General features: G+C 69.1%; 27 protein-coding genes. 17 read left to right on the plus strand and 10 right to left on the minus strand.

Going from position 1 to position 26,337, the window contains the following annotated elements:
• Nucleotides 1-63: 63 nt before the first annotated feature.
• The gene (gene cueR / locus PHLH3_RS26580; RefSeq protein ID WP_173171598.1) at nucleotides 64-465 is read left to right on the plus strand and encodes a Cu(I)-responsive transcriptional regulator; all 402 of its coding nucleotides are present in this window, start codon (nucleotides 64-66) and stop codon (nucleotides 463-465) included.
• Here the strand turns inward: cueR and PHLH3_RS26585 are convergent.
• From PHLH3_RS26585 to PHLH3_RS26600, 4 genes are all read right to left on the minus strand, one after another.
• Entirely contained in the window at nucleotides 431-1,333 is a 903-nt protein-coding gene (locus PHLH3_RS26585; protein ID WP_213626404.1) for an EamA family transporter, read from the minus strand. The genes cueR and PHLH3_RS26585 overlap by 35 nt on opposite strands.
• Before the next feature lie 173 nt (nucleotides 1,334-1,506).
• Nucleotides 1,507-1,971: a bacterioferritin gene (gene bfr, locus PHLH3_RS26590; RefSeq protein WP_111262019.1), complete on the minus strand. Its 465-nt coding sequence runs from the start codon at nucleotides 1,969-1,971 to the stop codon at nucleotides 1,507-1,509.
• Nucleotides 1,972-2,058: 87 nt separating this feature from the next.
• A complete protein-coding gene (locus tag PHLH3_RS26595; protein ID WP_213626405.1) occupies nucleotides 2,059-2,952 on the minus strand; it encodes a PA4780 family RIO1-like protein kinase in 894 nt (297 codons plus the stop codon).
• A gap of 72 nt (nucleotides 2,953-3,024) precedes the next feature.
• Nucleotides 3,025-3,918: a LysR family transcriptional regulator gene (locus PHLH3_RS26600; protein WP_213626406.1), complete on the minus strand. Its 894-nt coding sequence runs from the start codon at nucleotides 3,916-3,918 to the stop codon at nucleotides 3,025-3,027.
• A 109-nt stretch (nucleotides 3,919-4,027) separates the two neighbouring features.
• On the opposite strand from PHLH3_RS26600, the gene PHLH3_RS26605 reads away from it, so the two are divergent.
• A complete protein-coding gene (locus PHLH3_RS26605) occupies nucleotides 4,028-4,669 on the plus strand; it encodes an NAD(P)-dependent oxidoreductase (protein ID WP_213626407.1) in 642 nt (213 codons plus the stop codon).
• Between the two features lie 124 nt (nucleotides 4,670-4,793).
• Entirely contained in the window at nucleotides 4,794-5,075 is a 282-nt protein-coding gene (locus PHLH3_RS26610) for a DUF2218 domain-containing protein (protein ID WP_213626408.1), read from the plus strand.
• Between the two features lie 3 nt (nucleotides 5,076-5,078).
• Here PHLH3_RS26610 and PHLH3_RS26615 read toward each other — a convergent pair whose 3' ends face one another.
• The 3 genes from PHLH3_RS26615 to PHLH3_RS26625 form a co-directional block, all read right to left on the minus strand.
• The gene (locus tag PHLH3_RS26615) at nucleotides 5,079-6,263 is read right to left on the minus strand and encodes a two-component system response regulator (RefSeq protein WP_213626409.1); all 1,185 of its coding nucleotides are present in this window, start codon (nucleotides 6,261-6,263) and stop codon (nucleotides 5,079-5,081) included.
• A gap of 13 nt (nucleotides 6,264-6,276) precedes the next feature.
• Nucleotides 6,277-9,795 (minus strand): response regulator, encoded by a 3,519-nt coding sequence (locus PHLH3_RS26620; RefSeq protein ID WP_213626410.1) that lies wholly within the window; start codon nucleotides 9,793-9,795, stop codon nucleotides 6,277-6,279.
• 462 nt (nucleotides 9,796-10,257) lie between these two features.
• Entirely contained in the window at nucleotides 10,258-11,046 is a 789-nt protein-coding gene (locus PHLH3_RS26625) for a helix-turn-helix transcriptional regulator (RefSeq protein WP_213626411.1), read from the minus strand.
• An 82-nt stretch (nucleotides 11,047-11,128) separates the two neighbouring features.
• Here PHLH3_RS26625 and PHLH3_RS26630 point away from each other — a divergent pair, with 82 nt between their 5' ends.
• Nucleotides 11,129-12,142, plus strand: a complete 1,014-nt coding sequence (locus PHLH3_RS26630; RefSeq protein ID WP_213626412.1) for a bile acid:sodium symporter family protein — start codon at nucleotides 11,129-11,131, stop codon at nucleotides 12,140-12,142.
• Nucleotides 12,143-12,318: 176 nt separating this feature from the next.
• Here the strand turns inward: PHLH3_RS26630 and PHLH3_RS26635 are convergent, their stop codons facing one another.
• Nucleotides 12,319-13,596 carry an acetyl-CoA C-acetyltransferase gene (locus PHLH3_RS26635; RefSeq protein ID WP_213626413.1) on the minus strand — a complete coding sequence of 426 codons (1,278 nt, stop codon included), beginning with the start codon at nucleotides 13,594-13,596 and terminating at the stop codon, nucleotides 12,319-12,321.
• Nucleotides 13,597-13,774: 178 nt separating this feature from the next.
• Between PHLH3_RS26635 and PHLH3_RS26640 the strand changes: the two genes are divergently transcribed.
• Nucleotides 13,775-15,130: a 3-oxoacyl-ACP reductase gene (locus PHLH3_RS26640; RefSeq protein ID WP_213626415.1), complete on the plus strand. Its 1,356-nt coding sequence runs from the start codon at nucleotides 13,775-13,777 to the stop codon at nucleotides 15,128-15,130.
• Between the two features lie 141 nt (nucleotides 15,131-15,271).
• On the opposite strand, the gene PHLH3_RS26645 is transcribed toward PHLH3_RS26640, so the two are convergent.
• Nucleotides 15,272-16,273 carry an AraC family transcriptional regulator gene (locus tag PHLH3_RS26645; RefSeq protein ID WP_213630691.1) on the minus strand — a complete coding sequence of 334 codons (1,002 nt, stop codon included), beginning with the start codon at nucleotides 16,271-16,273 and terminating at the stop codon, nucleotides 15,272-15,274.
• 184 nt (nucleotides 16,274-16,457) lie between these two features.
• On the opposite strand from PHLH3_RS26645, the gene PHLH3_RS26650 reads away from it, so the two are divergent.
• The 11 genes from PHLH3_RS26650 to PHLH3_RS26700 all read left to right on the plus strand — a co-directional run bounded on the left by PHLH3_RS26650 (nucleotide 16,458) and on the right by PHLH3_RS26700 (nucleotide 24,182).
• Nucleotides 16,458-17,315, plus strand: a complete 858-nt coding sequence (locus PHLH3_RS26650; protein WP_213626417.1) for a MaoC/PaaZ C-terminal domain-containing protein — start codon at nucleotides 16,458-16,460, stop codon at nucleotides 17,313-17,315.
• 60 nt (nucleotides 17,316-17,375) lie between these two features.
• Nucleotides 17,376-17,681 carry a nucleotide pyrophosphohydrolase gene (locus tag PHLH3_RS26655; protein WP_213626419.1) on the plus strand — a complete coding sequence of 102 codons (306 nt, stop codon included), beginning with the start codon at nucleotides 17,376-17,378 and terminating at the stop codon, nucleotides 17,679-17,681.
• Between the two features lie 58 nt (nucleotides 17,682-17,739).
• A complete protein-coding gene (locus PHLH3_RS26660) occupies nucleotides 17,740-18,441 on the plus strand; it encodes a methyltransferase domain-containing protein (RefSeq protein ID WP_213630693.1) in 702 nt (233 codons plus the stop codon).
• A gap of 36 nt (nucleotides 18,442-18,477) precedes the next feature.
• Nucleotides 18,478-19,089, plus strand: a complete 612-nt coding sequence (locus PHLH3_RS26665; RefSeq protein ID WP_173171570.1) for a DUF4136 domain-containing protein — start codon at nucleotides 18,478-18,480, stop codon at nucleotides 19,087-19,089.
• Nucleotides 19,090-19,248: 159 nt separating this feature from the next.
• Entirely contained in the window at nucleotides 19,249-19,809 is a 561-nt protein-coding gene (locus PHLH3_RS26670; protein ID WP_213626420.1) for a DUF4136 domain-containing protein, read from the plus strand.
• Between the two features lie 10 nt (nucleotides 19,810-19,819).
• The gene (locus tag PHLH3_RS26675) at nucleotides 19,820-20,323 is read left to right on the plus strand and encodes a GNAT family N-acetyltransferase (protein WP_213626422.1); all 504 of its coding nucleotides are present in this window, start codon (nucleotides 19,820-19,822) and stop codon (nucleotides 20,321-20,323) included.
• A gap of 20 nt (nucleotides 20,324-20,343) precedes the next feature.
• Entirely contained in the window at nucleotides 20,344-20,964 is a 621-nt protein-coding gene (locus PHLH3_RS26680) for a GrpB family protein (RefSeq protein WP_213626424.1), read from the plus strand.
• Nucleotides 20,965-21,066: 102 nt separating this feature from the next.
• Nucleotides 21,067-21,381, plus strand: a complete 315-nt coding sequence (locus PHLH3_RS26685; RefSeq protein ID WP_213626426.1) for a hypothetical protein — start codon at nucleotides 21,067-21,069, stop codon at nucleotides 21,379-21,381.
• A 75-nt stretch (nucleotides 21,382-21,456) separates the two neighbouring features.
• Complete coding sequence (locus PHLH3_RS26690; RefSeq protein ID WP_213626428.1) at nucleotides 21,457-21,693, plus strand: type II toxin-antitoxin system ParD family antitoxin; 237 nt, start codon at nucleotides 21,457-21,459, stop codon at nucleotides 21,691-21,693.
• Nucleotides 21,690-22,010 (plus strand): type II toxin-antitoxin system RelE/ParE family toxin, encoded by a 321-nt coding sequence (locus PHLH3_RS26695; protein WP_213626430.1) that lies wholly within the window; start codon nucleotides 21,690-21,692, stop codon nucleotides 22,008-22,010. Before PHLH3_RS26690 ends, PHLH3_RS26695 begins: the two co-directional genes overlap by 4 nt.
• A gap of 156 nt (nucleotides 22,011-22,166) precedes the next feature.
• On the plus strand, nucleotides 22,167-24,182 hold the full coding sequence (locus tag PHLH3_RS26700; RefSeq protein ID WP_213626432.1) for an NADPH-dependent 2,4-dienoyl-CoA reductase: 2,016 nt from the start codon (nucleotides 22,167-22,169) through the stop codon (nucleotides 24,180-24,182).
• 262 nt (nucleotides 24,183-24,444) lie between these two features.
• Here PHLH3_RS26700 and PHLH3_RS26705 read toward each other — a convergent pair whose 3' ends face one another.
• Nucleotides 24,445-25,344, minus strand: a complete 900-nt coding sequence (locus PHLH3_RS26705; RefSeq protein ID WP_213626435.1) for a LysR family transcriptional regulator — start codon at nucleotides 25,342-25,344, stop codon at nucleotides 24,445-24,447.
• A 126-nt stretch (nucleotides 25,345-25,470) separates the two neighbouring features.
• On the opposite strand from PHLH3_RS26705, the gene PHLH3_RS26710 reads away from it, so the two are divergent.
• Nucleotides 25,471-26,325 (plus strand): MBL fold metallo-hydrolase, encoded by an 855-nt coding sequence (locus PHLH3_RS26710; protein WP_244863099.1) that lies wholly within the window; start codon nucleotides 25,471-25,473, stop codon nucleotides 26,323-26,325.
• Nucleotides 26,326-26,337: the final 12 nt, after the last annotated feature.

Raw genomic sequence — 26,337 nt, forward strand, 5'->3', positions numbered from 1 at the left:
GAATTCATTCGCCAAGCGCCCCGCAAGGGGCGCCCAGACACCTCAACCCAAGAGGACAGATGCATGAACATCGGCCAGGCCGCGAAGAAGAGCGGGCTCACCGCGAAGATGATCCGCTACTACGAATCCATCGGCCTGCTGCCGGAGGCCGGTCGCAGCGACAGCGGCTACCGCCAGTACAGCCAGCAGGACCTGCACAGCCTGGCGTTCATCCGCCGTTCACGGGACCTGGGCTTCTCCCTGGAGGAAGTCGGCAAGCTGCTGCAACTGTGGCAGGACCGGGGCCGCGCCAGTGCCGACGTCAAGGCGCTGGCCCGCGACCATATCGACGAGCTGAACCGCAAGATCGCCGAGCTGGCCGGCCTGCGAGACACCCTGCAGGAACTGGTGGACCACTGCCAGGGCGACCACCGCCCCGACTGCCCGATCCTCAAGGACCTGGAGTCGGGCGGCTGCTGCCACTGACCAGGCGGCCCAGCAGCCCCTTGGGCAGCACGGTGATCGCCAGGCCGACGAAGACGATGACGCAGGCCAGCCAGCCCGACGGGCTCAGCGCCTCGTCCAGCAGCAGCCAGCCGGAGAGCAGCCCCGAGATCGGCACCGCCAGGGCGAAGGGGGTCACCAGGCTCGCCGGGTGACGGCTGAGCAGGAAGCTCCAGATGGCGAAGCCCAGGGTGGTGGCACCGAAGGCCACGAACAGCAGCGAGCCGTAGCCCACCAGGGTCGCGTGCTCGAACGCGGCGGCCATCGCCTGCGGCCCCTCGAACACCCAGGACAGCGCCAGCAGCGGCAAGGGCGGCACCAGGCTCACCCAGCAGATCAGCCGCAGCATGTCGCTGGCGCCGGCGCGCTTGGTGGCGATGTTGGCGAAGGCCCAGGCCAGCGCGGCCACCAGCACCAGCGCGAAGGCCAGCAGGCTTTCACCCATGGGCCGCTCCAGGCCGATCAGCACCAGGCCGGAGGCGGCCAGGGCCAGGCCGAGCACGCCGCGCCGGCTGGGCCGCTCGCCCAGCAGCAGGGCGGCGATGAGGATGGTGAAGAACACCTGGCTCTGCAGCACCAGGGACGTGAGCCCCGCCGGCATGCCGATCTTCATGCCGATGAACAGCACGCCGAACTTGAACACCCCCAGCAGCAGGCCGATCTGCACGATCCGCCACAACGGCGCCGGCATCGGCCCGCGCAGGAACAGCAGCGGCGTCGCCGCCAGGGCGAAGCGCAAGGCGCAGAACAGCAGCGGCGGGAATTCCGCGAGGCCGAGCTTGATGACGACGAAGTTGACACCCCAGACCAGGGTGACCAGCAGGGCGAGGAGGATGTGCGGCAAGGGCATGGCGTGCACTCGTAGGGCGGGCAGGCAACGCTAGCAGCTCATCGGGCACCTGTATGGATACAGATGCCCGCAAATGGCGTGATACAGGGATGCGGCCATGAAAAAGCCCCCGGAGGCGCGTCTCTCGGGGAGACGCCCCTCCGGGGGCTCGGCGTGAGTCGGTGCGGACCCGATCAGGCCTGGGATTGCAGGTAGTTCTCCAGGCCCACACGGTCGATCAGGCCCAGTTGCTGTTCCAGCCAGTAGGCGTGGTCTTCCTCGGTGTCCTGCAGCTGCAGGGCGAGGATGTCGCGGCTGACATAGTCCTTGTGCTTCTCGCACAGGGTGATGCCCTTGCTCAGCGCGGCACGGACCTCGTATTCGAGGTTGAGGTCCGAGCGCAGCATCTCCGGCACGGTGGCGCCGGGATGGATGGCCTTGGGCGTCATGTCCGGGGTGCTTTCGAGGAAGAGGATGCGCTTGAGCAGGGCATCGGCGTGCTCGGTCTCCTCCTCCATCTCGTGGTTGATGCGCTCGAAGAGCTTGGTGAAGCCCCAGTCCGCGTACATCCGCGAGTGCAGGAAGTACTGGTCGCGAGCGGCCAGCTCGCCGCGCAGCAGATCCTTCAGGTATTCGACGACTTCGAGTTGCCCTTGCATGCGTGTTCTCCCCTGCAAACGCGGTGATCCGAGGGCGCAATGGTCCTGCGCGGATCGGCCCCGGTCAAGCGAGCCGATGCCGCAGTGTCAATTCTGCATCCAGGGCGGCGGTGGCGGCTCGTCGCGGGCCTTGTCCTCGTCCTCGTTGAGCAGCGCCTGGCGCCGGGCTTCCTCGGCCAGGGCGGCCTTGATCTCGCGCATCACCGCGTCGACGTCGGCGGAATCCTCCGGCTCGGCGAACTCGCCGGTGAGCGGCGTCTCCGGGGTCAGCTTGCCGTCCTCGTAGAGCGCCCACATTTCCTTGGCGTAACGGGTGTAGAGCAACTCGGGGGCAAACTGCCCGAAATAGGACGCCATGTTGCCGACATCGCGCTCCAGCATGCGGAAGGCGTGGTTGTTGCCGGCGGCATCCACCGCCTGGGGCAGGTCGATGATCACCGGGCCGTACGGGTCGAGCAGGACGTTGAACTCCGAGAGGTCGCCATGGACCAGGCCGGCGCAGAGCATCTTGACGATCTCGCCGATCATGAAGGCGTGGAACTCGCGGGCGTCCTCGGGCGTCAGGTCGACGTCGTTGAGGCGCGGCGCGGCATCGCCGTAGCCGTCGGTGACCAGCTCCATCAGCAGCACGCCATCAAGGAAGTCATAGGGCTTGGGCACGCGCACGCCCGCCGCGGCCAGGCGGAACAGGGCCGCGACCTCGGCGTTCTGCCAGTTCTCCTCCTGCTCCTTGCGCCCGTACTTCGAGCCCTTGGCCATGGCCCGGGCGTCACGGCTGTTACGTACCTTGCGGCCCTCCTGGTACTCGGCAGCCTGGCGGAACCCGCGCTTGTTGGCCTCCTTGTAGACCTTCGCGCACCGCAACTCGCCGCCACAACGCACAACGTAGACCGATGCTTCCTTGCCACTCATCAGGGGCCTGACCACTTCGTCGATCAGGCCGTCTTCCACCAACGGTTCAATGCGTTTTGGAGTCTTCATGCTGCTTTGTAGCCAATCCTCTGTTTGCGGGCGGACATCGTCCGACTTTATACGGCATGCGGGCCCGCGCGACTATCCGCGGCGCGCCAGAGTGTGGCGCAACGCATCCATGGCGTAGCGCACCTTGGCCGGCTGGGCGTCGCGGCGCGGGGTGACGATGTAGAGCCCGATGGGGCCGGGCTGCCAGTCCGGCAGCACGCGCAGCAGGCGACCGCTGGTCAGTTCCTCGCTGATCTCCGGCTCCGGCTGCAGCGAGAGGCCGAAGCCGGCCAGGGTGAAGCTGCGGGTGGACAGGATGTTGTTGCACACCACCCGGCTCTCGATGCGCAGGCGCTGCACCTCGCCGCCCGGCCCGTGCAGCGTCAGCGGCCCCTGGTGGCGATCGCTGCCGAGTGTCACCCAGTCCAGCGCCAGCAGTTGCTCCGGGCGCTGGATGCCGGGGTGCCGGGCCAGGTAGGCCGGTGCGCAGCACAGCAGCATCGGCCAGTCGCCGACATGCCGCGCCACCAGGCTGGAGTCGTCCAGGGTGCCGACGCGGATGGCCAGGTCGATGCGCTGCTCCACCAGGTCGATCTGCTCGTCGTGGAAGAACAGCCGCAGGCTCAGCCCCGGGTGCGCCTCCAGCAGGGGCGCCAGGGCGTCGGTCACCACGCGGCCGGAAAAGCCCACGGGCGCTGCGATGCGCAATTCCCCCACCGGCGCGTCACGCAGCTCCGCCAGGCGCTGCTCGGCCTGCTGCGCCAGTTCCAGCACCTGGGCGCAGCTGCGGTAGAACAGGCTGCCGGCCTCGGTCAGGGTCAGCTTGCGGGTAGTGCGATGGAGCAGGCTGACCCGGGTCGACTCCTCCAGCCGGCGGATCTGCTGGCTGACCGCCGAGGCACTCATGCCCAGCGCCTCGCCTGCGGCGACCATCGAGCCCTTCTCCACGACCATGGCGAACACCGCCATGCGTTTGAGCTGCTCCATTCGTAAGCCCTGCTTAATTGTGAAAGCGCTTTCTGCCACTTTTTCCGCTGATTATCCAGAAGTCATGATTCATCACCTCGAATCACCACCTCGATCCCTGGAGAACAGCATGAAGATCGCCCTCATCGGTGCCACCGGTTTCGTCGGCTCCGCCGTGCTCACCGAAGCCCTGCAACGCGGCCACCAGGTCACCGCCCTGGTCCGCCACCCGGAAAAGCTCGCCGCCCAAGAACACCTGAAGGCCGTAAAAGCCGACATCCACGACGCCACCGCCACCACGCCGCAACTGGCCGGGCACGACGCCGTCGTCCACGCCTTCAACCCGGGCTGGGGCCGCGACGACATCCGCGAGCAGTTCATCGCCGGCACCCGTTCGATCTTCGAGGCCGTGAACCGGTCCGGCGTGCGCCGCCTGCTGGTGGTCGGCGGCGCCGGCAGCCTCTATGTCGCCCCGGGCGTGCAGTTGATCGATACCCCGAACTTCCCCGCCGAATACAAGGAAGGCGCCGAGGGCGCGCGCCAGGCGCTCAACCTGATCCAGGCCGAAACCGCGCTGGACTGGAGCTTCATCTCGCCGCCCGCCCTGCTGCAGCCCGGCGAGCGCACCGGCCGCTTCCGCCTCGGCGGCAACGAGCTGCTGATGGACGGCGACCACCCGGCGAGCATCTCCGTGGCCGACCTGGCCGTGGCCATCATCGACGAGCTGGAAAACCCGCAGCACGTCCGCCAGCGCTTCACCGCGGGTTATTGAAGGTTTTCCAGCGGGCCCCCGCTTGGCGGGGATGACGACGGGGCACTCCAGCCGTGGCGTCACCCTCGCGAACGCGGGGCCCACTGAACGGCCCGCCGCTCCACACGACGAACAGGAACCCAGCATGAGCCTCACCGCCTCCGCCCATGTCGCCACCGACACCCCGGCGCGCTACATCAGCCGCCTGTGCAAGCACTTCGCCCACCGCATCCCGGTCAGCTTCGACGAGCACCAGGGCCGCATCGAGTTCGACTTCGGCCTCGGCACGCTGCACGCCGAAGCCGGCGGCCTGACCCTCAAGGTCGAAGCCGCCGACAACGAGAAGCTGGAACGGATGAAGGACGTGATCGCCAGCCACTTCGAACGCTTCGCCTGGCAGGAAGCCCTGCAGCTGGACTGGCGCTGAGCCTCACTCCGGCAACGTCAGCTCGATGCTCTCGGCGATGGAGTCCTCAAGACGCTGCAGCTCGCCCTCGATGGCGCTGCGGCTGTCGGCGTGGCGTTCCGCGATTCGGGCGAAGCCGTCGGCCACTTCGAGGAAGGCCAGCACCACCAGCGGGTCGAACTCGCTGCCACTGCCGGCGCTGATGCGCATCACCGCCTCGTCGCCGCTCAGGCGGCTGCGGTAGGGGTGGTAGCGGGTGAGCTCGTCGTAGCAATCGACCAGGGCCATCAGGCGTGCGGACAACGGTGTCTGGTCGCCACGCAGGCCCTGTGGATAACCCGAGCCGTCCCAGCGCTCGTGGTGGCCGTACTGGATCTCCTTGGCATAGGCGAGGAAGCTCTGCCCCACCCCACCCAGGCGCGCCTCGGCGCGCTCCAGCGCTTCGCGGCCGAGCCGGGTATGGCTCTGCATCAGGCGCAGGTCGTCGCCCTCCAGTTGCCCAGGGTTGAGCAGCACGCGATCGGGCAGCGCCACCTTGCCGATGTCGTGCAACAGCGCCGACTTGGCCATCAGCGCGATACGTTCCTCGGTCAGCTCGTCCGCCATCCCCGGCTGCTGCCGCGCCAGCGCGCCAGCCAGCAGGCGCATGTACAGCTCGACGCGCAGCAGGTGGTTGCCGTCGGGGTTGTCGCGCATGTCGGCCAGACCGGCCAGGGCCTCGATCGTGGCGTAGTGCAGGTGATGGATCTCGCGGGTGCGGCGGCGCACCTCCAGCTCCAGGTATTCGCTCTTGTCGCGCAGGAAGTCGGCCGTGGCCTTGAGCTGCAACTGCGCCTGGACCCGCGCCAGGACGATGGGCGGGCTGATCGGCTTGGTGATGTAGTCCACCGCGCCGAGGTCGAAGCCCTTCTGCTCGTCGGCAATCTCGCTGCGGGCGGTGAGGAAGATCACCGGGATATCGCGGGTGGCGGCATCGGCCTTGAGCCGCGCACAGACTTCGTAGCCGTCCATCTCCGGCATCATCACGTCCAGCAGGATCAGGTCCGGGCGCATGTTCCCGGCGGCGATCCTCAGCGCCTTGGCACCACTGCCGGCGACCTTGACCCGATAGCGGTCCATCAGCAGCTCGCTCATGAGCTCGAGGTTGTCCGGGGTGTCGTCCACCACCAGGATCACCTCGCGATCCGGTCTGTCCAGCATGCCGACCATGTGGCGCACCTCGTCAGAGTGAAATGTCGCGTTGCCCCGCCATCTCCCGCAGCACCGCCAGGGCGGTCTCGAAGTCGTAACCCCGCACCGCCGCCTCCAGGGGGCCATAGCCTTCATTGAAGGCGCTGCGCAGCAATTGCGCCTGTTCTTCGAAGAGCTTTCCGGCGCGCGGATCGTCGTCTTCGAACAGCTGCGCCAGCCGCTTGCACAGGGGCACCAGGTGCGTCGGGTCGCAGGCGGCGGCCTCGGGCTCCGGGCGTTGCTCGCGCAGGAGTTCATCGATGGCTCCGACCAGCGCCAGCAACGGCGGTTCCAGCTCCAGCAATGGGCGCTCCAGCTGGGCCAGGCGCGCCCCCTGGCGGATGCCGCGCTCCAGCTCACCGGCCTGGGCCTGCAACTGCGCCGCGCCCAGGTTGCCGGCCAGCCCGCGCAGGCTGTGGGCCAGGCGCTCGGCGCGCTCGCGGTCGCCATCGCCGAGGGCCTGGCGCAATTCGCCGACGAACTGGCGCTGGCCCTTGGCGAACTTGCCCAGCAGCCCCAGGTAGGCCTGCTGCTTGCCCAGCACCCGGCGCAGGCCGCTGGCGAGGTCGATGCCCGGAAGCCGCCAGTCCGGCAGGCCGACGGCGGCGCCCGTCTTCACCTCGCCCCGCGGCCCGTCGCTGCGCAGCCAGCGGCGGAGGGTGGCCCACAGCTCCAGGGGCTCGATGGGCTTGCCGACGTGGTCGTTCATGCCCGCCTGGAGGCAACGTTCGCGGTCCCCGGGCAGGGCGTTGGCGGTCATGGCGATGATCGGCAGGTCGCGCAGGCGCGGGTCACGGCGCAGCTCGCGGGTGGCTTCCAGGCCGTCCATCTCCGGCATCTGCATGTCCATCAGCACCAGCGCGTAGTAGTCGGGCGGCTGCCAGCGCAGGCGGTCGATGGCATCCAGCCCGTTCTCCGCCTGGTCGATGCGCAGGCCGCTCTCCTCCAGCAGCGCGGTGGCCACCTCGCGGTTCAGCGCGTGGTCCTCGACCAGCAGCACGCGCTGGTTCTCGAAGCGCGGCATGGCCTCCAGCAGCGCGACGGTGCCGGTCGGCTCGGGACTGCGCCGCCGTCCCAGGCTGCTGAGGGAAGCCTCCAGCAGCACCGACGGGTTCAGCGGCTTGTGCAGCACCTCATCGATGCCGGCCTTGCCGGTGTCGCCCAGGTCGTCGAAGCCATGGGCGGTGACCAGCAGCAGGCGCGGCGGCTTGGCCAGGCCCAGCAGGCGCAGGCGGCGGGCGGTCTCGACACCGTCCAGCCCGGGCATCTGCCAGTCGATGAAGACGATCTCGAACGGGTCGCCCTCGCGCTCGGCCTCGGCGACCCGCAGCAGCGCCTCCTCGCCGGACTGCACCGCCTCGACCCGCAGCGCCAGGCTGGCGAGCATGTCGTTGATCACCTGGCGCGCGGCGTCGTTGTCGTCCACCACCAGCACCCGGCGATCGAGCAGGTCGGGCTGCAGCAACAGCTCGTGGGGCTGGCGCGCGGAAACCTGCACCGGCAGCCGGCACCAGAACAGGCTGCCGACGCCCACCCGGCTGTCGACGCCGACCTCGCCGCCCATGGCCTCGGCCAGGCGCCGGCAGATGGCCAGGCCCAGGCCGGAGCCGCCATAGCGCCGGGTGGTGGAGTTGTCCGCCTGCTGGAAGGATTCGAACAGGCGCCCCTGCTGCTCGGCGTCGAGGCCGATGCCGGTGTCGCGCACCGCCAGGTACAGCTCCAGCTCGCGCCCGCCACGCGGCTCACCGCGGACGATCACCTCCACCTCGCCCTGCTCGGTGAACTTGACCGCGTTGTTGGCGTAGTTGATGAGGATCTGGCCGATGCGCAGCGGGTCGCCCACCAGTTGCAGGGGCAGTTGCGGGTCGACGTTGAACACCAGTTCCAGTTGCTTGCAGGCGGCCTTCTCGCTGACCAGCCCGGAGAGGTTCTCCAGCACCTGCTGCAGGTCGAAGTCGATGCGCTCGATGTTCAGCTTGCCGGCCTCGATGCGGGAGAAGTCGAGGATGTCGTTGATCACCCCCATCAGGTGCTGGCTGGCCTGCTGGATCTTGCCCAGGTACTCGCGCTGCCGGGGTTCGGGGCCCGCCCGCAGGGCCAGGTGGGTCATGCCGATGATGGCGTTCATCGGGGTGCGGATCTCGTGGCTCATGTTGGCGAGGAAGTCGGCCTTCGTCCGGGCCGCTTCCTCGGCCAGTTCCTTGGCCTGGGCCAGGGCCTCTTCGCTGTGCTTGCGCGCGGTGACGTCGCGGCTGACGCCCACCAGGCCCAGCAACTGGCCCTTGTCGTCCTGGAAGGTGGCGCGGATGGTGTCGAACAGCACCTTGCGTCCATCGCGCTGCACCACCCAGTCCTCGCTCTCGAACGGCAGGCTCAGGGCCAGCGCCGCCTGGTCCTGGATCAGCCGCATGCGCGCCCGTTCGGTGGGCAGCAGTTCGGCGTCGGTGCGCCCCTGCAGTGCCTCGCGGCTCTGGCCGATGAGGTCGGCGAACGCCTGGTTGGCGCCAAGGTAGCGGCCATCGGCGTCCTTGAACCAGATCGGGTCGGGGATGGCGTTGACCAGCGCCAGCAGGGTGCTGCGCTGGCGTTCCGCCTCGGCCTCGGCGCGGCGGCGTTCCTCCACCTGCACCGCCAGCCGGCGGTTCCACAGCAGCACGAAGCCCACCAGGGCGATCACCCCCAGCGCATAGGGCCAGCCCACCTCCGCGGCCTTGCGCCAGTTGAACTCGGTGAGCGGTGGCAGCCAGCGATCCATGATCGCCTCGCGCTCCTCGCGGTCGATACTGGCCAGGGCGTGGTCGATCAGCCCGGCCAGCTGCTGCCAGTCGCGGCGCACGGCGAAGTGCAGCTGGCTGCTGCCCAGGCCGGACTCGCCGCGCAGCTCCAGGTTGCTCAGGTTGAGCTGCCGGATCAGGTAGCTGGCGACGATCATGTTGCCCACGTAGGCATCGGCGCGCCCGGAGGACACGGCGCGCAACGCCGCCTCGGTGTCGGCCGCCTCCACCAGCAACAGCCCCGGTGCACGCTCGCGCAGCTTGCCCTGCACGGCGTAGCCACGCTCCACCGCGACACGCTTGCCGGCCAGGTCGCCCAGCCCCTGCCATGCACTCTCGCGACGGGTGAAGAGCAGGCTGGTACTGACCAGGTAGGGCTCGCTGAAGGCCGCCCAGGATTCCCGCGAGGCCACCTTGGCCATGGATGGCAGGACATCGACACGGCGCTCGCGCAGTGCGTCCTGGGCCTGCTGCCAGTCATCGAAGAGCACCGGCTCGATGCCCAGGCCGAGGCGCTCCCCCACCAGGCGCAGGAAGTCGGCACTGATGCCCTGGTAGCTGCCGTCGGCGTCGACCAGGTCGAACGGCGGCCAGCCATGGCGCGGCACGCCGACGCGCACGCGCGGGTGGTCCTGCAGCCAGGCCGCCTCGCCCGCATCGAAGTCGAGCCGCGCGGACCCGCCCAGCACCAGGGGCGCCAGCAGCATCAGCACCAGCCAAACAGAGGCACGCAACATGGGTCTGTCCTTGTGCTCGTCCACCGCAATTCAGCTTAGCCAGCGGCCGGCGGTTGGAAAGGCGGGGCCCGGCGTTCAGTGGAGTCGAGCGCCCGAGTGCGCCTGCAACTCCCGCAGGGTGGGTCGAGCGGAGCGAAACCCATGGCTCTGTCTGCGTTAAGTGTTGCTAGAGGATTTGGAGCCCGGTTGATTGCCGAGTCTTGCGGAGGGGCTTTTTGCCGCTGCCTCACCACCGGGTAAACGCAGCGGCGGGCGGCTTTCGTAGGATGGTGTAGAGCGAAGCGAAACCCATGCGGCGGGCGTTGCAGGAATCCAGAATGGCCCTGAAAGGACCGTGCTTGAGCCTTTTCGAAATCCACAACAGCTAACGCAGACAGAGCCAAACCCATCACCGGAGCCAATGGGTTTCGCGGGGCTCAGGGAAACCGCACCCGACTCAAGGACCTGTCGGAGCGGGCTGCGTCAGCGGAACAGCTCCCCCGGCGTCACCCCGAACAGGCCCTTGAAGGCGGCGATGAAGGCCGAGGGCGAGTCGTAGCCGCTGCCGAGGGCGACCTGGGTGACGCTGTCGCCCTGCTCCAGCGGTTGCAGGGCGGCGAGCAGGCGCAGGCGCTGGCGCCATTGGCGGAAACTGAGCCCGGTCTCGCGCTGGAAGGCGCGCATCAGGGTCTTTTCCGACATGGCGAGCAGGCCGGCCCATTCGCTGAGGGGGCGGGCCAGGTCGGGCTGGGCCACCAGTTCGTTGCACAGGCGCAGCAGGCGCGGCTCGCAGGGCATGGGCAGGGAGAAGCCCGCCTCCGGCAGGGCACGCAGCTGGTCCAGCAGCACCGCCACCAGGCGGGCTTCGGGGCTGTCGCCCTCGGGGTATTCCACCGGCAGTTCGCAGAAGCCCTTGATCAGCTCACGCGCCAGCGGCGTCACCTCCAGCACCCGGCAGTGGTCCGGCGCCCAGGTGCAGGCGTCGCGGCGCACGTAGAGGCTGCGCATCTCGGCATGCATGGAGGTGACCACCTCGTGCTCCAGGCCCGCCGGCACCCAGATCGCCCAATGCGGCGGGGCGAAGAAGCTGCCGGCGGCGGTGTGCACACCGAGCACGCCGCTGATGGCGTAGGAGAGCTGCACCCAGTCATGGCTGTGGCGCGCCGTCCAGGAGCCGGCGCGCAGGCTTTCCGCACGGGCGTAGAGGGGCCGGGGCAACGCGCTGAGGTCGGGGATGCTGCGTTGCAGGTCGAGCTGTCCGTTTGGCGACATCTTCTGATCCGCTGTCGTTAGACGGCCGGATTGTGCGCCCGTTAACCTGCCGCCTCAATCCCATCGGCTGCCCGGAGGTTCCATGTCGGCACTCAAACCCCTCAAGCGCCTGGTCACCGACTGGTTCCTCGGCGGCATGCTGCTGGCCGTGGCGCTGGCCTGGCTGTTCCCGGACATCGGCCGCCACGGCGGCACGCTGCATGCCGAAAGCCTGATCAACGCCGGGGTGTTCCTGGTGTTCTTCCTGCACGGGATCAACCTGTCCACCGAGCAGATCCGCAAGGGCCTGAGCAACTGGCGCCTGCACATCATGGTGCAGGTGTTCACCTTCGGCCTGTTCCCGCTGGCCTGGCTGGCGGTGGACCGGCTGTTCGGCACGCACCTGCCGCCGGCGCTGATGCTGGGCTTCTTCTACCTCTGCGCCCTGCCCTCGACCATCTCCTCCTCGGTGGCGCTGACCGGCAGCGCGGGCGGCAACGTACCGGCGGCGATCCTCAACGCCAGCCTGTCGAGCCTACTGGGGGTGTTCCTCACGCCCTGGCTGATCAGCCTGGTGGCCGACGCCAACGGCGGCATCGACTTGGGCGAGACGCTGATCGACCTGAGCCTGCTGCTGCTCCTGCCGCTGGTGCTGGGCCAGGCGCTGCGCCCGCTGTGGGGCAGGTTCTTCGCCCGCTACAAGCGCTACACGGCGGTGTTCGACAAGCTGGTGATCCTGCTGCTGGTGTTCGCCTCGTTCAGCGATTCGGTGGCCGGCGGCATCTGGCAGCAGCAGGGGCCGGCCACCCTGGTCATCGCCTTCGTCGGCAGCGCCCTGCTGCTGGCGGCGATGCTCTGGGCCACCACCCGTTCGGCACGGGCGCTGGGCTTCAACCATGAGGACGAGATCGCGGCGGTGTTCTGCGCCACCAAGAAATCCCTGGCGGCCGGCGCGCCCATGGCGGCGATCATCTTCGGCGCCAACCCGGCACTGGGCCTGATCCTGCTGCCGATCATGCTCTACCACCAGATGCAGCTGATCGTCTGCTCGGTGATGGCCGAGCGCTACGCCAGCCGCGGCCACGCGTTGGCCAGGGCACAGGCAAGCGCCGCCTGACGCAGGCTGGCCCGGGCATCGCACCGTTGGGCCTCGCTGCGCTCGGCGCCAACCTTCGGCGCGTGCGCCCTCGAAAAACGGGCGAAAAAAAGGGCGGCCCAACCAGTGGGCCGCCCTAAATCACGGAGTTGCTTACATCACGCGGCCAGCGATGAATTGCGGCCACGGGTATTGGATTACTTTTCGAGGATCGCGGTCACACCTTGGCCGCCTGCGGCGCAGATCGAGATCAGCCCGCGCCCCTTTTCCGCCACCGAAAGCAGCTTCGACAGGTTGGCGACGATGCGCCCGCCGGTGGCGGCGAAGGGGTGGCCGGCGGCCAGGGAGCTGCCCTTGACGTTCATCTTGCTGCGGTCGATCGAGCCCAGCGGCTGGTCGAGGCCGAGGCGGGTCTTGCAGTAGTCGGCGTCTTCCCAGGCCTTGAGGGTGCAGAGCACCTGGGCGGCGAAGGCCTCGTGGATCTCGTAGTAGTCGAAGTCCTGCAGGGTCAGGCCGTTGCGTGCCAGGAGGCGCGGCACCGCATAGACCGGCGCCATCAGCAGCCCTTCCTTGCCGCTGACGAAATCAACCGCCGCCGCCTCGCCGTCCTTGAAGTAGGCGAGGATCGGCAGGCCGCGTGCCCTGGCCCACTCCTCGCTGGCCAGCAGCACCACCGAGGCGCCGTCGGTGAGCGGGGTGGAGTTGGCGGCGGTCAGGGTGCCGCGCGGCCCCTTCTCGAACACCGGCTTGAGGGTGGCGAGCTTCTCCGGGTTGATGTCCGCGCGCAGGTTCTGGTCGCGGGTCAGGCCGAGGAAGGGGGTCAGCAGGTCGTTCTGCCAGCCTTCGGCATAGGCCGCGGCGAGCTTCTGGTGGCTGGCCACGGCCAGGGCGTCCTGCTCGTCACGCGGGATGGACCAGGTCTGTGCCATCAGCTCGCAGGACTCGCCCATGGACAGCCCGGTGCGCGGCTCGCCGTTACGCGGGATGTGCGGCGCCAGGTGGCGCGGGCGCACCTTGAGCAGGCTCTTGATCTTGTCGCCGGTGGTCTTGCCGCGATTGGCCTCCAGGAGGATCTTGCGCAGCTCCTCGTGCACGCCGATGGGCGCGTCGGAGGTGGTGTCGACGCCGCCGGCGATGCCGCTGTCGATCTGCCCGAGGGCGATCTTGTTGGCCACCAGGATGGCGGCCTCCAGGCCGGTACCGCAGGCCTGCTGGATGTCGTAGGCGCTGGTCTCCGGGGCCAGGCGCGAACCCAGCACGCATTCGCGGGCCAGGTTGAAGTCACGGGAATGCTTGAGCACGGCACCGGCGACGAACTCGCCGATGCGCTCGCCGTGCAGGTTGTAGCGCTCCACCAGGCCTTCCAGCGCGCTGGTGAGCATCTGCTGGTTGGTGGCGGTGGCGTACACCGTGTTGGAACGGGCGAACGGAATGCGATTGCCGCCGACGATGGCGACCCGGCGCAGCTGGGTCATGGGTGACTCCTTGCCTGGGGAATGGATTGCGGTGCGCAACGTTGGCCACAAGACTAGCCGCCCGCCTGGCCGTCGCATTGGCCGCCTTGCCAACAGAGTGGTCAACACGGTCAATTGCGCGATTGTGTTGTCTGCGTAGAGTGAGCCCCACTTCTTATGCGTGCAGGAGCCTGCCCCCATGTCCGACCGTTATCTCGCCTTCGCCAACTCCAATGCCGGCCGACGCCTGGTCGGCGCCCTCGGGCTGCCCGCGCCGATGCGCCTGGAGCGCTGGATGGCGGGCCGCACCCGGCCGGTGGATGGCGCCCTGCTGCTGGGGGGTGAAGGGGCCCTGGCCGAAGCCGCCAGCGCTGTGCTGAACAAGCTCACCGACCAGTCCTTCGCCACCGAGGAGGGCCGCTTCGGCCTGGCCCGCTGGACCGCCGAGCACGGCCCCAAACTCAAGGCGCTGGTGTTCGACGCCAGTGGCCTGACCCGTTTCGAGCAGCTGATCGAGCTGCGCAACTTCTTCCAGCCGGCCTTCAAGGGCCTGGGCAAGTGCCCGCGCGTGGTGGTCCTGGGCCGCCCGCCGGAGTCGCTGAAGGACACCGTGGCCGCCGCCGTGCAGCGCTCGTTGGAAGGCTTCACCCGTTCCCTGGGCAAGGAGATCCGCCGCGGCGGCAACGTGCAGCTGGTGTATGTCGGCAAGGGTGCCGAGGACCAGCTCGAAGGCGCCCTGCGCTTCTTCCTCTCGCCCAAGAGCGCCTACGTTTCCGGCCAGGTGCTGCGCCTCTCGGCCAGCAGTGCCCAGGTCAGGGACTGGAGCCGCCCGCTCAATGGCCTGAAGGCACTGGTCACCGGCGCCTCCCGCGGCATCGGCGCGGCCATCGCCGAAACCCTCGCCCGCGACGGCGCCGAGGTGGTGCTGCTGGACGTGCCCCAGGCCAAGGAATCCCTCGACGCCCTGGCCGCCCGCCTGGGCGGGCGCGGCATCGCCCTGGACATCTGCGCCGCCGACGCCGCCGCGCAGCTGGTGGAGGCGCTGCCCGACGGCCTCGACATCGTGGTGCACAACGCCGGCATCACCCGCGACAAGACCCTGGCGAAGATGAGCGATGCCTTCTGGGACTCGGTGATCAACGTCAACCTCAACGCCCCGCAGGTGCTGACCCAGGCCCTGCTCGACGCCGGCAAGCTGCACGACAACGGCCGCGTGGTGCTGATCGCCTCCATCAGCGGCATCGCCGGCAACATGGGCCAGACCAACTACGCGGTGAGCAAGGCCGGCGTGATCGGCCTGGCACAGGCCTGGGCCCCGGCCCTGGCCAAGCGCGGCATCACCATCAACGCCGTCGCGCCGGGCTTCATCGAGACCCAGATGACCGCCGCCATCCCCCTGACCATCCGCGAAGCCGGCCGCCGCATGAACTCCATGAGCCAGGGCGGCCTGCCCCAGGACGTCGCCGAAGCCGTGGCCTGGTTCGCCCAGCCCAGCTCCGGCTCGCTGACTGGGCAGGTGATGCGGGTGTGTGGGCAGAGTTTGTTGGGGGCCTGACGGCAGCTGCAAGCTTCAAGCAGCAAGCGACAAGAAAAAAGCCGGGACCTGTGCCCGGCTTTGATGTTGCGGTGTGATCGGTGGGCTGAAGCCCACCCTACGCGCGGCCCTTGCTTGCGGCTTGAAACTTGCTGCTTCCAGCTAGCCTCCGGCTGGCCTCCCCCGTCGCCGGAACTCCACCGGCGTCTCCCCCACCCAGCGCTTGAAGGCGCGGTAGAAGGTGCTCGGTTCGGAGAAGCCGGTGCGCTCGACTATCACTTCGATGCGCTCGTCGGTTTTCAGCAGCAGTTCCTTGGCCAGCCGGCAGCGGTAGTCGGTGACCAGGTCGTTGAAGCGCACGCCGGCCATGGCCAGGCGTTCGCGCAGGCGGCGGGCGGGCATGTTGAGGCGGGCGGCGACCTGTTCCAGGGTGGCGCCGCCGTCTACCAGCAGTTCGCCGATCAGCTCGCGCACCTTGCGCACCAGGTCCAGGCGTTCCACTTCGGCCAGTTGGCGACGGGCCAGGGATTCGTGCATGCGCAGCAGTTCCGGGGCGGCGTGGCGCGAGGGTTTGTCCAGCACGGCGGCATCGAACACCAGCGCGTAGCGCTCGGCGCCGAGGCGCGCGGGGCAGCCGTACACCGCCAGGTAACGCTCGGCGGCCGCGCCCTCGGTGTGCATCAGCTGCACTTCGCAGGCCTTGAAATCGCCCTCGGTGAGGGCGTCGAACAGGCGGATCACAGCGCCGGCGAGCATCTCCGGGAAGTGGCGGTTGATGCTGGCGTCCTGCCCCAGGGACAGCACGGCGCGCTCGCCCTCGACCTCCAGGCGCGCGTTGAGGGTGTCGGACAGCAGCCGCACGTAGCGCAGCGCGTGGCGCAGGCCTTCGCCGAAGGTCTCGCTGGAGAGGAAGAGGTATTCGAGCAGCAGCCCGTGGAAGGCCGGCAGGTGACCGGCCAGGTGCAGGCCGACGTGTTCCTCGGCGCACTCCTCGGCGGCGGCCTTCCAGAACTGGGTCTGCGCCGCATGGGGGAAGCGGCCGGCGGGCAGCCCGCCCGGCGGCAGGCCGACACGCACCAGCACCTTGTCAGGGTCGGCACCGCTGGCTCGCAGGGCGTCGATCACCGGGCGCATCAGCGCCACGTCGTCGGTCAGATCACGCATCATTTTCTGAATGTTCTTGTTATGCGGGGCGGGGGCCATCTTATGCATCTTCAGGCCCCCCGCTCAAGGCGCGGATAGCGATTGCAGACGGATTGACTCGCCTGCCAGCGCCCCCTGCCCCACGGCCAATGCACCCCGCCTGCGGGCGGCTAAGCTGCACCGGTCCGCAACGAGGAGACTGCCCATGGCCACCGACTGGCTCGACCTGCCCGCACCACCCGCCCTGCCCGGCCTGTTCGCCCGCGCAGCCCTGCGCCGTGGCGCCACCGGCCGCACCCTGCCGGACCTCGGCCTGCGCAGCCAGGTGGACGTGGACGCCCGGCGCCTGGCGCGCTACCGGCAGGTCTGCGGCTTCAAGGACAACGGCCAGCTGCCGCCCACCTACCCGCACATCCTCGCCTTCCCGCTGCAGATGCAACTGCTCACCGACAAGCGTTTCCCCTTCCCGTTGCTGGGCCTGGTGCACCTGGAGAATCGTATCCGCGTATTGCGCACCCTCGGCGGCCTCGGGCCCTTCCGCGTCAGCGTCGCGGTGGAGGGCCTGCGCCCCCATGACAAGGGCGTGACCTTCAGCCTGATCACCCGCCTGGAAGACCAGCTCGGCCTGCTCTGGGAAGGCGACAGCCGCATCCTCTTCCGCGGCATGCGCCTCGATGGCAGCGCCCCCGAGCGTGCGGAAAGCGAAGCCCTGGCGCTGGAAGAGATCGACCACTGGCGCGCCCCGACGGACATCGGCCGGCGCTACGCCAAGGTCGCCGGCGACTACAACCCCATCCACCTCTCGGCGCCCACCGCCAAGCTGTTCGGCTTCCCCCGCGCCATCGCCCACGGCCTGTGGAACAAGGCGCGCACCCTGGCCGCCCTCGCCCCGCGCCTGCCCGATGCCGGCTACGAAGTGGAGGTGCGCTTCCAGAAGCCGGTGCTGCTACCCGCCGAGGTGCGCCTGCTGGCCAGCGCGCCCGCCGCCCTGGGCCAGTTCGCCCTGCGCGGCAAGGACGACCTTCCGCACATGGCCGGCAGCTGGGGCCCGCTGCAGGGCTGACGGCCGACGCTTGCGCGGCGCCAGCCGCCGCACCAAGCTATGCGGCTCCAGGAGAGCCGCATGAACCTCGCAGAACTGACCCAACGCCTGCACGCCATCCGTGACCACAACGATTGGCGGCCATTCCACAGCCCGAAGAACCTGGCCATGGCCGCCAGCGTCGAGATGGCCGAACTCGTGGAAATCTTCCAGTGGCTGAGCGAGGACCAGTCCCGCCAGTTGCCCGCCGACGCGCTCGAACACGCCGGCCAGGAAGTGGGCGACATCGTCCTCTACCTGCTGCTGATGTGCAGCGAACTGGGCATCGACATGGAGCAGGCGGTCCGCGCCAAGCTGGCCGACAGCGAGAGGCGCTTCGTCCGATGAGCGCCCCGACCCCGACGACCGCCACTTCGACGAACTCGCCACGCGCTTCGCCGAGAAGATCTACGGCGGCGCCAAGGGCGCCATCCGCCTCGCGGTGCTCCAGGCCGACCTCGCCGAGGCCCTGCCCGACCGCCCGCTGCGGGTGCTGGATGTCGGCGCCGGCCTCGGCCACATGAGCCTGTGGCTGGCGCAGCGCGGCCACCAGGTGACCCTCGCCGAACCCGCCGAGCCCATGCTCGAAGGTGCCCGCGCGCGCTTCGCCGAGGCCGGCGTCGAGGCCACCTTCATCCAAGCGCCCTGGCAGGAGTTGCTCGGCCAGCTCACCGAGCCCTACGACCTGGTGCTCTGCCACGCCGTGCTGGAATGGCTCGCCGAGCCCCACGCCATCCTCCCCGTGCTGCACCAGCTGACGGCGCCGGGCGGCTGGTTGTCCCTGGCGTTCTACAATCGTGATGCGCTGATCTACCGCAACCTGCTCAAGGGGCATTTCCGCAAGCTGCGGCGCAACCGCTTCGCCGGCGAAGGCCAGAGCCTGACTCCGCAACAGCCGCTGGACCCGAGGGAGCTGGCCGGGCAACTCGACGGCCTGTGGCAGGTCGAAACCCGGAGCGGCGTGCGGGTCTTCCATGACTACATGCCGAGTGAATTCCAGGCCAAGGCCGAGTTGGTCGACCTCCTGGAAATGGAGCTGGCCCACCGTCGCCACCCGAGCTTCATGGGGTTGGGGCGGTACCTGCACTGGATCTGCAGACCCCAATAAGAGAGCCCGCTGCGGGCTCGCCTCGACGGAGGCCCCATGAAACGCACTGCCCTTCCTGCATTCACCGCCCTCGCCCTGCTGGCCCTCGCCGGCTGCCAGAGCGCCAACCCCTACAAGGCCGAATCCAGGCCGATGCCGCCGGCCCCACCGGAGGCGGCCACCACCTTCGACCGCTCCGCCTACCCGGCGCCGCCGCGCGACTTCGGCCGCTACCGCAACTGGACCTGGCTCAACGGCCGCCTGCCCGCCGGCAACAGCTGGGCGACGCCGGAGCAGATGGTCGACATCGTCAACTCCGGGCTGGACCAGCACGGCCTGCGCCAGTCCCGCGAGCCCGCCGCCGCCGACCTCAAGGTCGCCGCCAGCCTTCGTTTCGAGAAGCGCCTGCGCCAGTACAACGACTCCAGCGGCGCCTACTACGGCAACGGCCCCTACCGCGACCAGTACGGCGCCTGGGCCACCGTGCCCCTGGTGCGCACCTACGAGCAGGAAGTGGCGGTGGTCTACCTGGAGTTCTACGACGCCCGCGACAACCAGCCGGTGTGGAGCGGCAGCGCCGAGAGCGATGCCAGCGGCAGCCGCAGCGACCGCACCACCGCGCTGCGCGAAGCCATCAGGGAAGCCCTGGAGAACTACCCGCCGCGCTGAGCCGTGAAGGCGACCCGACCACCGCTTCGCGGCCCGAAAAGCGGAACCGCCGCGCGCCGTCGCGATCCACATGCACGCCATTGCCGGCCTGCACGAAATCTTCTTGCCGGCCGCTCTGGCTTGCGCTTGGATAGTGATTCCGGCAGAGGAGATCCAACCATGTTCCGCCGTCTGTTCATCGCTTCCGCCCTCCTGCTCCTGGCCGCCTGCCAGAGCTACGAGATCAACCGCGACTACGACCGCAACCGCGACTTCGCCGCCTACCGCAGCTGGAGCTGGAAGGAGCCCGCGCTGCAGTACAGCCCCGACGACCCGCGCATCAAGAGCGACCTCACCGAGCAGCGCATCCGCGAAGCCGTGGCCCAGCAGCTCGACCAGCGCGGCCTGCGTCCCGCCGCCAACGGCGCGGCCGGGGACCTCAAGGTGCAGAGCTGGCTGATCGTCGACGATCGTCAGCAGCAGGTGACCACCGGCTACGGCGGCTACTGGGGCGGTTACTGGGGCAACTACTGGGGCGGCCCGGCGATGACCGAGACCCGCACCTACGACTACAAGGTCGCCACCCTCCAGGTCGACCTCTACGACGGCAAGGACGGCAAGCTGGTCTGGCGCGGCAGCGCCGGGCAGATCATGCGCACCGACCCGCCGACCCCGGCCGAACGCGAAGCCGCGATCCGCGAGACCGTCGCCAAGGTCCTCGCCCAATACCCTCCGCAATGACCGAGCACCGATGACCGCACTCGATACCGCCCTCAGCCACCGCCCCGCCCAGGCCGCCGATCTCGACGAGGTCGTCGGCTTCCCCCAGGACCGCGACGAACTGTTCTTCTGCTACCCCAAGGGCATCTGGCCGCTCACCGTCGGCCAGCTCGCCGCGGTGATGGCCGAGCGCCGCGACAACACCGTGGTGCTGCTGGAGGGCCGCGTCGCCGGCTTCGCCAACTTCTACCAGTGGCAGCACAACGACTTCTGCGCCCTCGGCAACCTCATGGTCGCGCCCTGGGCGCGGGGCCACGGCGTGGCCCAGTACCTGGTCGGCGTCATGGAGAACCTCGCCCGCGAGCACTACCACGCCACCCGCCTGCGCATCTCCTGCTTCAACGCCAACGCCGCCGGGCTGCTGCTCTATGCCCGCCTGGGCTACCAGCTCAACGGCATCGCCGAACGCCAAGACCCGGACGGCCGTCGCGTCGCCCTGGTGCTGATGGACCGCGCACTGACCCCGAGCGACTGACCGCCATGCCAGGAACAGGGATGACCCCGCCAGCCGATGAACCCACCTTCGACGGCACCCACTGGAGCAATGCAGGCAGCGACCGCATCGAGGTGGTCGACCCGGACCCCGACTGGCCCCGCCGCTACCGCGAGGAAGCCACCGCCATCAGCGACGCCCTGGCGATCCCGGGCCTGCGCCTGGAGCACTTCGGCAGCACCTCGGTCCCCGGCCTCGCCGCCAAGCCGGTGATCGACATCCTCCTTCTGCCCCCGCCCGGCTACGACTGGCAGCGCCTGGTCGCCCCGCTGGAAGCGCTCGGCTACCAGTTCTGGCGCGACAACCCGGCCACCGACCGCATGTTCTTCGTCAAGGGCATGCCCCCCAGGGGCAGGGGCCGTACCCACCACGTCCACGTGATGACCCAGGCCAACGCCGTGCGCCACCTGCTGTTCCGCGACCACCTGCGCAACCACCCCGAGGACGCCGCCGAGTACGCCCGGGTCAAGCGCCAGCTCGCCGAGCGCTTCCCCACCGATCGAGACGCCTACACCGACGGGAAGGACGAGGTGGTCGGCGCCATCCTCGGCCGGGCCACGGCGGCCATGCATGAAGCGGGCGGGATACAGGGTGGCGATGAAGGCGGGCCGGTGAGGGGCTGAGATCGAAAGCCAAGTGAGGTGCTGACGCAGAAAAATGAATCGGTGCCGACCATCGCTGCCGCGACATCACCTATGATCCGCTGCCCTCTCAGGATCGTGGCCATGCTGGAATGGAACGCCCTCAACCCCAGGCAGCGCGTCTCGGTGCTCTGCCTTCTCGGCTTCGCCCTGACCTACGCGCTGATCACCCTGCCGTTCATCGCCGCCCTCGAAAGCACGTCCATGATGGTGCGCGGCCTCTGTGAATGGCTGGCCATCATCGCCCTGTTCAGCGCCATCGCACTCGACCCGATGTTCGTCAGGGGGCAACTGCTGCAACTCCGCCCCCGCCGCTTCCCGTTCTTCTGCAAATGCCTGTGGGTAGCGGTCATCCTGCTGTTCGGGCTGGGGAACCTCATGCGGATCGCTGCCAGCTGATACCCGGCAAACGGATATATCGGGAAGCCCAGTGCTAAGCTTCCTTGGCAAAATTTGCCAATGAGGAGCTCCCCAATGAGCACCATGAACATCTCCCTGCCCGAGGCGCTCAAGAGCTTCGTCGATGAGCAGGTCAGCCAACGCGGCTATGGCACCAGCAGCGAATACGTGCGCGAGCTGATCCGCAAGGATCAGGACCGCCAGCGCCTGCGCGGCCTGCTGCTGGAGGGCGCCACTTCCGCACCTGAAGCCCCGGCTGACGAGCATTACTTCGAGAGGCTGCGCAACCGGGTGCGCAACGGCCAAGCATGAAGGCCAGGACCGTCGTTCCGCGGGTACGAGCCAGCCAGGATGTCGACGACATCATCCGCCACTACCTGAGCGAAGACGCCGAGCAGGCGGCACTTCGCTTCATCGATGCACTCGAACGCGCCTACAGGCTTATTGCGCGACACCCGGAATCCGGGTCTTCACGCTACGCACACGAACTCGACCTGCCCGGGCTGCGCACCTGGGCCCTGAAGCGCTTTCCCTATCTGATCTTCTACATCGAGCGTGAAGGCAGCATCGATGTGTGGCGGGTTCTGCATGAAGCGCGCGATGTCCCCCACTGGCTGCAATCCCCGTAGCCCGGGACCATAAGCCCCACTGAAGCACGCCGCGCAAAGGCGCCGGGCACAACAGCCCTTGACCGAAATGCCTGGCGATGCCGTCAGCCGGGCCGTTCACCGCGTCCGCGCATCTTTCTATGGTGAGGGTCCGTTCCCCTTCCACGACGGCGCCCCATGCACAGCCCATCGCCCTACCCGCATCTGCTGTCTCCCCTCGACCTCGGCTTCGTCCAGCTGCGCAACCGCGTGGTGATGGGCTCGATGCACACCGGGCTGGAAGACCGCCTGTGGGACTTCGGCAAGCTCGCCGCCTACTACCGCGAGCGCGCCCGGGGCGGCGTCGGGCTGATCATCACCGGCGGCTTCGCGCCCAACCGCGAGGGCTGGTTGCTGCCCCTGGGCAGCAGCCTCACCGGCGGCATGGAGGTGCCGGCGCACCGACGCCTGACCCAGGCGGTGCACGCCGAGGGCGGGCGCATCCTGCTGCAGATCCTCCACGCCGGGCGCTATGGCTACCACCCGCTGGTGGTCTCGGCCTCGCCGCTCAAGTCGCCCATCAGTTGGTTCGCCCCGAGGGAGCTGAGCGAGCGCGGCATCGAGAAGACCATCCGTGCCTTCGTGCGTTGTGCGCGCCTGGCCAAGGCGGCCGCCTACGACGGCGTCGAGGTGATGGGCAGCGAGGGTTACCTGCTCAACCAGTTCCTCTGCCCGCGCACCAACCAGCGCCGCGACCGCTGGGGCGGCAGCCTGGAAAACCGCATGCGCCTCGCGCTGGAGATCGTCCGGCGCATCCGCCGCATGGCTGGCGAGCGCTTCATCCTCGGCTATCGCCTGTCGCTGCTGGACCTGGTGGAAGGCGGCAACACCTGGGACGAGGTGCGCGAAATCGCCCTCGCCCTGCAGGACGCCGGCCTCACCCTGCTCAACACCGGCATCGGCTGGCACGAATCGCGGGTGCCGACCATCGTCACCTCGGTGCCCCGCGGCGCCTTCGTCGAGGTCACCGCGCGGCTGCGCCAGGAGCTGCGCATCCCGCTGATCGCCAGCAACCGCATCAACACCCCGGAGCTGGCCGAGGCCATCGTCGCCAGCGGCCAGGCGGACCTGGTGTCCATGGCCCGCCCGCTGCTGGCCGACCCGCAGTTCGTGGCCAAGGCCGCCGCCGGCCAGGGTGACGAGATCAACACCTGCATCGCCTGCAACCAGGCCTGCCTCGACCACGCCTTCGCCAACCGCCGCGCCAGTTGCCTGGTCAACCCGCGCGCCGCCCACGAGACCGAGCTGCGCTATTCCCGCGCCCGCCAGCACAAGCGCATCGCCGTGGTCGGTGCGGGCCCGGCGGGGCTTTCCGCAGCCTGCGTGGCCGCCGAACGCGGGCACCGGGTCACCCTGTTCGAGGCCGCCGACACCATCGGCGGGCAGTTCAACCTGGCCCGGCGCATTCCCGGCAAGGAAGAGTTCGACGAGACCCTGCGCTACTTCCGCACCCGCCTGCAGCGCCTGGGCGTGGAGCTGGTGCTGGGCCGGCGCATCGCCCCCGGCGAGCTCAGCGGCCACTACGACGACGTGGTAGTCGCCACCGGCGTGCGCCCGCGCCTGCCGGCCATCGAGGGCATCTATCACGCCAAGGTGCTCAGCTACCTGCAGGTGCTGCAAGGCGCCACTGTGGGCCCGCGAGTGGCGCTGATCGGCGCGGGTGGCATCGGCTTCGACCTCGCCGCCTACCTGCTTCACGAGCGGGGCCCCAGCCCGGAGCGCTGGCGCGCGGAATGGGGCATCGACTTGGGCGGCAGCACGCCGGGCGGCCTGGTGGCAGCCGAGCCCACCAAGCCGCAGCGGGAAATCTGGCTGCTGCAACGCAAGCCCGGCGCCCTCGGCAGTGGCCTGGGCAAGACCAGCGGCTGGGTGCACCGCGCCCACCTGGCGCGCAACGGCGTGCACATGCTCGGCGGGGTCGCCTACCGGCGCATCGACAACGACGGCCTGCACATCGAGATCGAGGGCCGGGAACAGGTGCTGCCTGTGGACAACGTGGTGATCTGCGCCGGCCAGGAGCCGCTGTGCGAGCTGCAACCGGTGCAGGGCTCCGACCACCTGCGCCTGCACCTGATCGGCGGCGCCCGCCGTGCCGGTGAGCTGGACGCCAAGCGGGCGATACGCGAAGGCGCGGAATTGGCGGCGCGGCTCTAGGGGCACGCCTGTCACTCCGCTCGATGGGTTTCGCTGCGCTCTACGCCATCCTACGAATGCCAGGCCGTAGGTCGGGTGCAACCCGGCGGCTTTTTCGCGGATGAATCCGCTCCCACAAAGAGAAAGCAGTGCCCAGCCCCCTCGTAGGAGCGAGCTCTGCTCGCGAAGCTCTCCGCCGGGCGAATGAATCCGCTTCCACAGAAGCAGCCGTGCCCGGCAGCCACCGGACCGTAGCCCGGGCTTCAGCCCGGGAAGCTGCGGCTCAAACGTCCCAGTCGGGGTCGTCCTGTAGCCGTTCGGCCAGGTGGTCGAGCAGCAGACGCAGGGCCGTGGGCATCTGCCGGCGGGTGCCGTAGAGGGCGTAGATGCCCAGCTCCTGGGGCTCGTAGCCCGGCAGCAGGGGGACCAGGGCGCCGGAGCGCAGGTGCGCGGCCACCGAGTAGCGTGGCTGCAGGCTGATGCCCTGGTCGGCCAGGGTGGCCTCCAGCAGCACCATGGACTCATTGGCGCTGAGGCTGCCGTCCACCGGCACCGCGCAGGGTTCGCCGTCGCGGAAGAAGGCCCAGAGGCTGCGGCCGAAGAAGGAGTAGGTCAGGCAGTTGTGCCGGGCGAGGTCCTCGGGGCTGCGCGGCAAGCCATGGCGGGCGAGGTAGGCCGGGGTGGCGCAGACCACCGAGCGGCAGGTGGCGAGCTTGCGGGCCACCAGGTTGGGGTCGAGCTGGTTGGTGATGCGCAGCGCCAGGTCCACGCGCTCCTCGATCAGGTTCACCGCCTGGCTGCTGACCAGCAGGTCGACGCTCACGCCCGGGCAGTGCACCTGGAAGCGGCCGATCTCGTGCACCAGCCAGGCCTGTGCGAAGGACTGGCTGCAGGTGACGCGCAAGCGCCCGCGCGGCGCCTCGCGGCTGTCCCGGCCCAGGTGCTGCATGGCATCGGCCAGGGCGCAGAGCTCGCGACACTGCGGCAGCATCTGCTCACCGGTGCCGGTCAGGCTCAGGCGCCGGGTGCTGCGGTGCAAGAGGCGCGCGCCGGCCCACTCCTCGAGCGCGGCGAGATGGCGCGAGACCATCGCCCGTGACATTTCCAGGGCTTCGGCGGCGGCGGTCTGGCTGCCCCGCTCCACCACCTCGACGAAGACCCGCATGGCGGTTATCCGGTCCATTTCAACGCTCGGAATGTGCAACAAACAAGTGCGGATTATGGCGTTTTTAGCTGCATTACGAGCAACTATCCTGGGCGCCTCTTCCATCGAGGATTTCGCAATGGCCCCTTCGCTTCCCTGCGCCGCCTGCTGGCCGGCGCCGCCCTGATCGCCGCCACCGGCAGCGCCCTGGCCCAGCCCCTGCAACTGCAGGTCTACAACCCCGGCGACAAGGCCGTGTTCCCGGTCACCTCGTCGCTGATCCTCGGCGAGCACGACGCCCTGCTGGTGGACGCGCAGTTCTCCAGCCACGAGGCCGACGAACTGGTGCGCCGCATCCAGGCCAGCGGCAAGCGCCTGACCACCATCTTCATCAGCCACGGCGACCCGGACTTCTACTTCGGCCTGGACACCCTGCTGCGCGCCTTCCCCGAGGCCAAGGTGCTGGCCACCGCGCCGACCATCGAGCACATCCAGGCCACCAAGGACCTGAAGCTCGCCTACTGGGGCCCGATCCTCAAGGACGGAGCCCCCAAGGCCCTGGTGGTGCCGAAGCTGCTGGAAGGCGACAGCCTGGAGCTGGAAGGCCAGCGCATCCAGGTGATCGGCCTGGACAGCGCCGACCCGGCCCACACCAGCCTGTGGGTGCCCTCGCTGCACACCCAGCTGGGCGGCGTACTGGTGAGCGGCAACATGCACGTGTGGACCGCCGACTCGCAGAGCGCCGAATCGCGCCGCAACTGGGTCGCCGCGCTGGACCGCATCGAAGCGCAGAAGCCCGAGCAGGTGATCCCCGGCCACTACCTGGGCGAACGCGCCGCCGGTCTCGACGACCTGCGCTTCACCCGCGACTACCTGAAGGCGCTGGAGCAGGAACTGCCCAAGGCCAAGGACGCCGCCGCGCTGATCGCCGCCATGAAGAAGCGCTACCCGGGCCTGGCCGGCGAGGCCGACCTGGAGCTCAGCGCCAAGGTGCTCAAGGGCGAGATGCAGTGGCCCTGATGCGCTGACGGG

Source organism: Pseudomonas sp. Pc102 (assembly GCF_018408275.1).
Lineage (GTDB): Bacteria > Pseudomonadota > Gammaproteobacteria > Pseudomonadales > Pseudomonadaceae > Metapseudomonas > Metapseudomonas tohonis.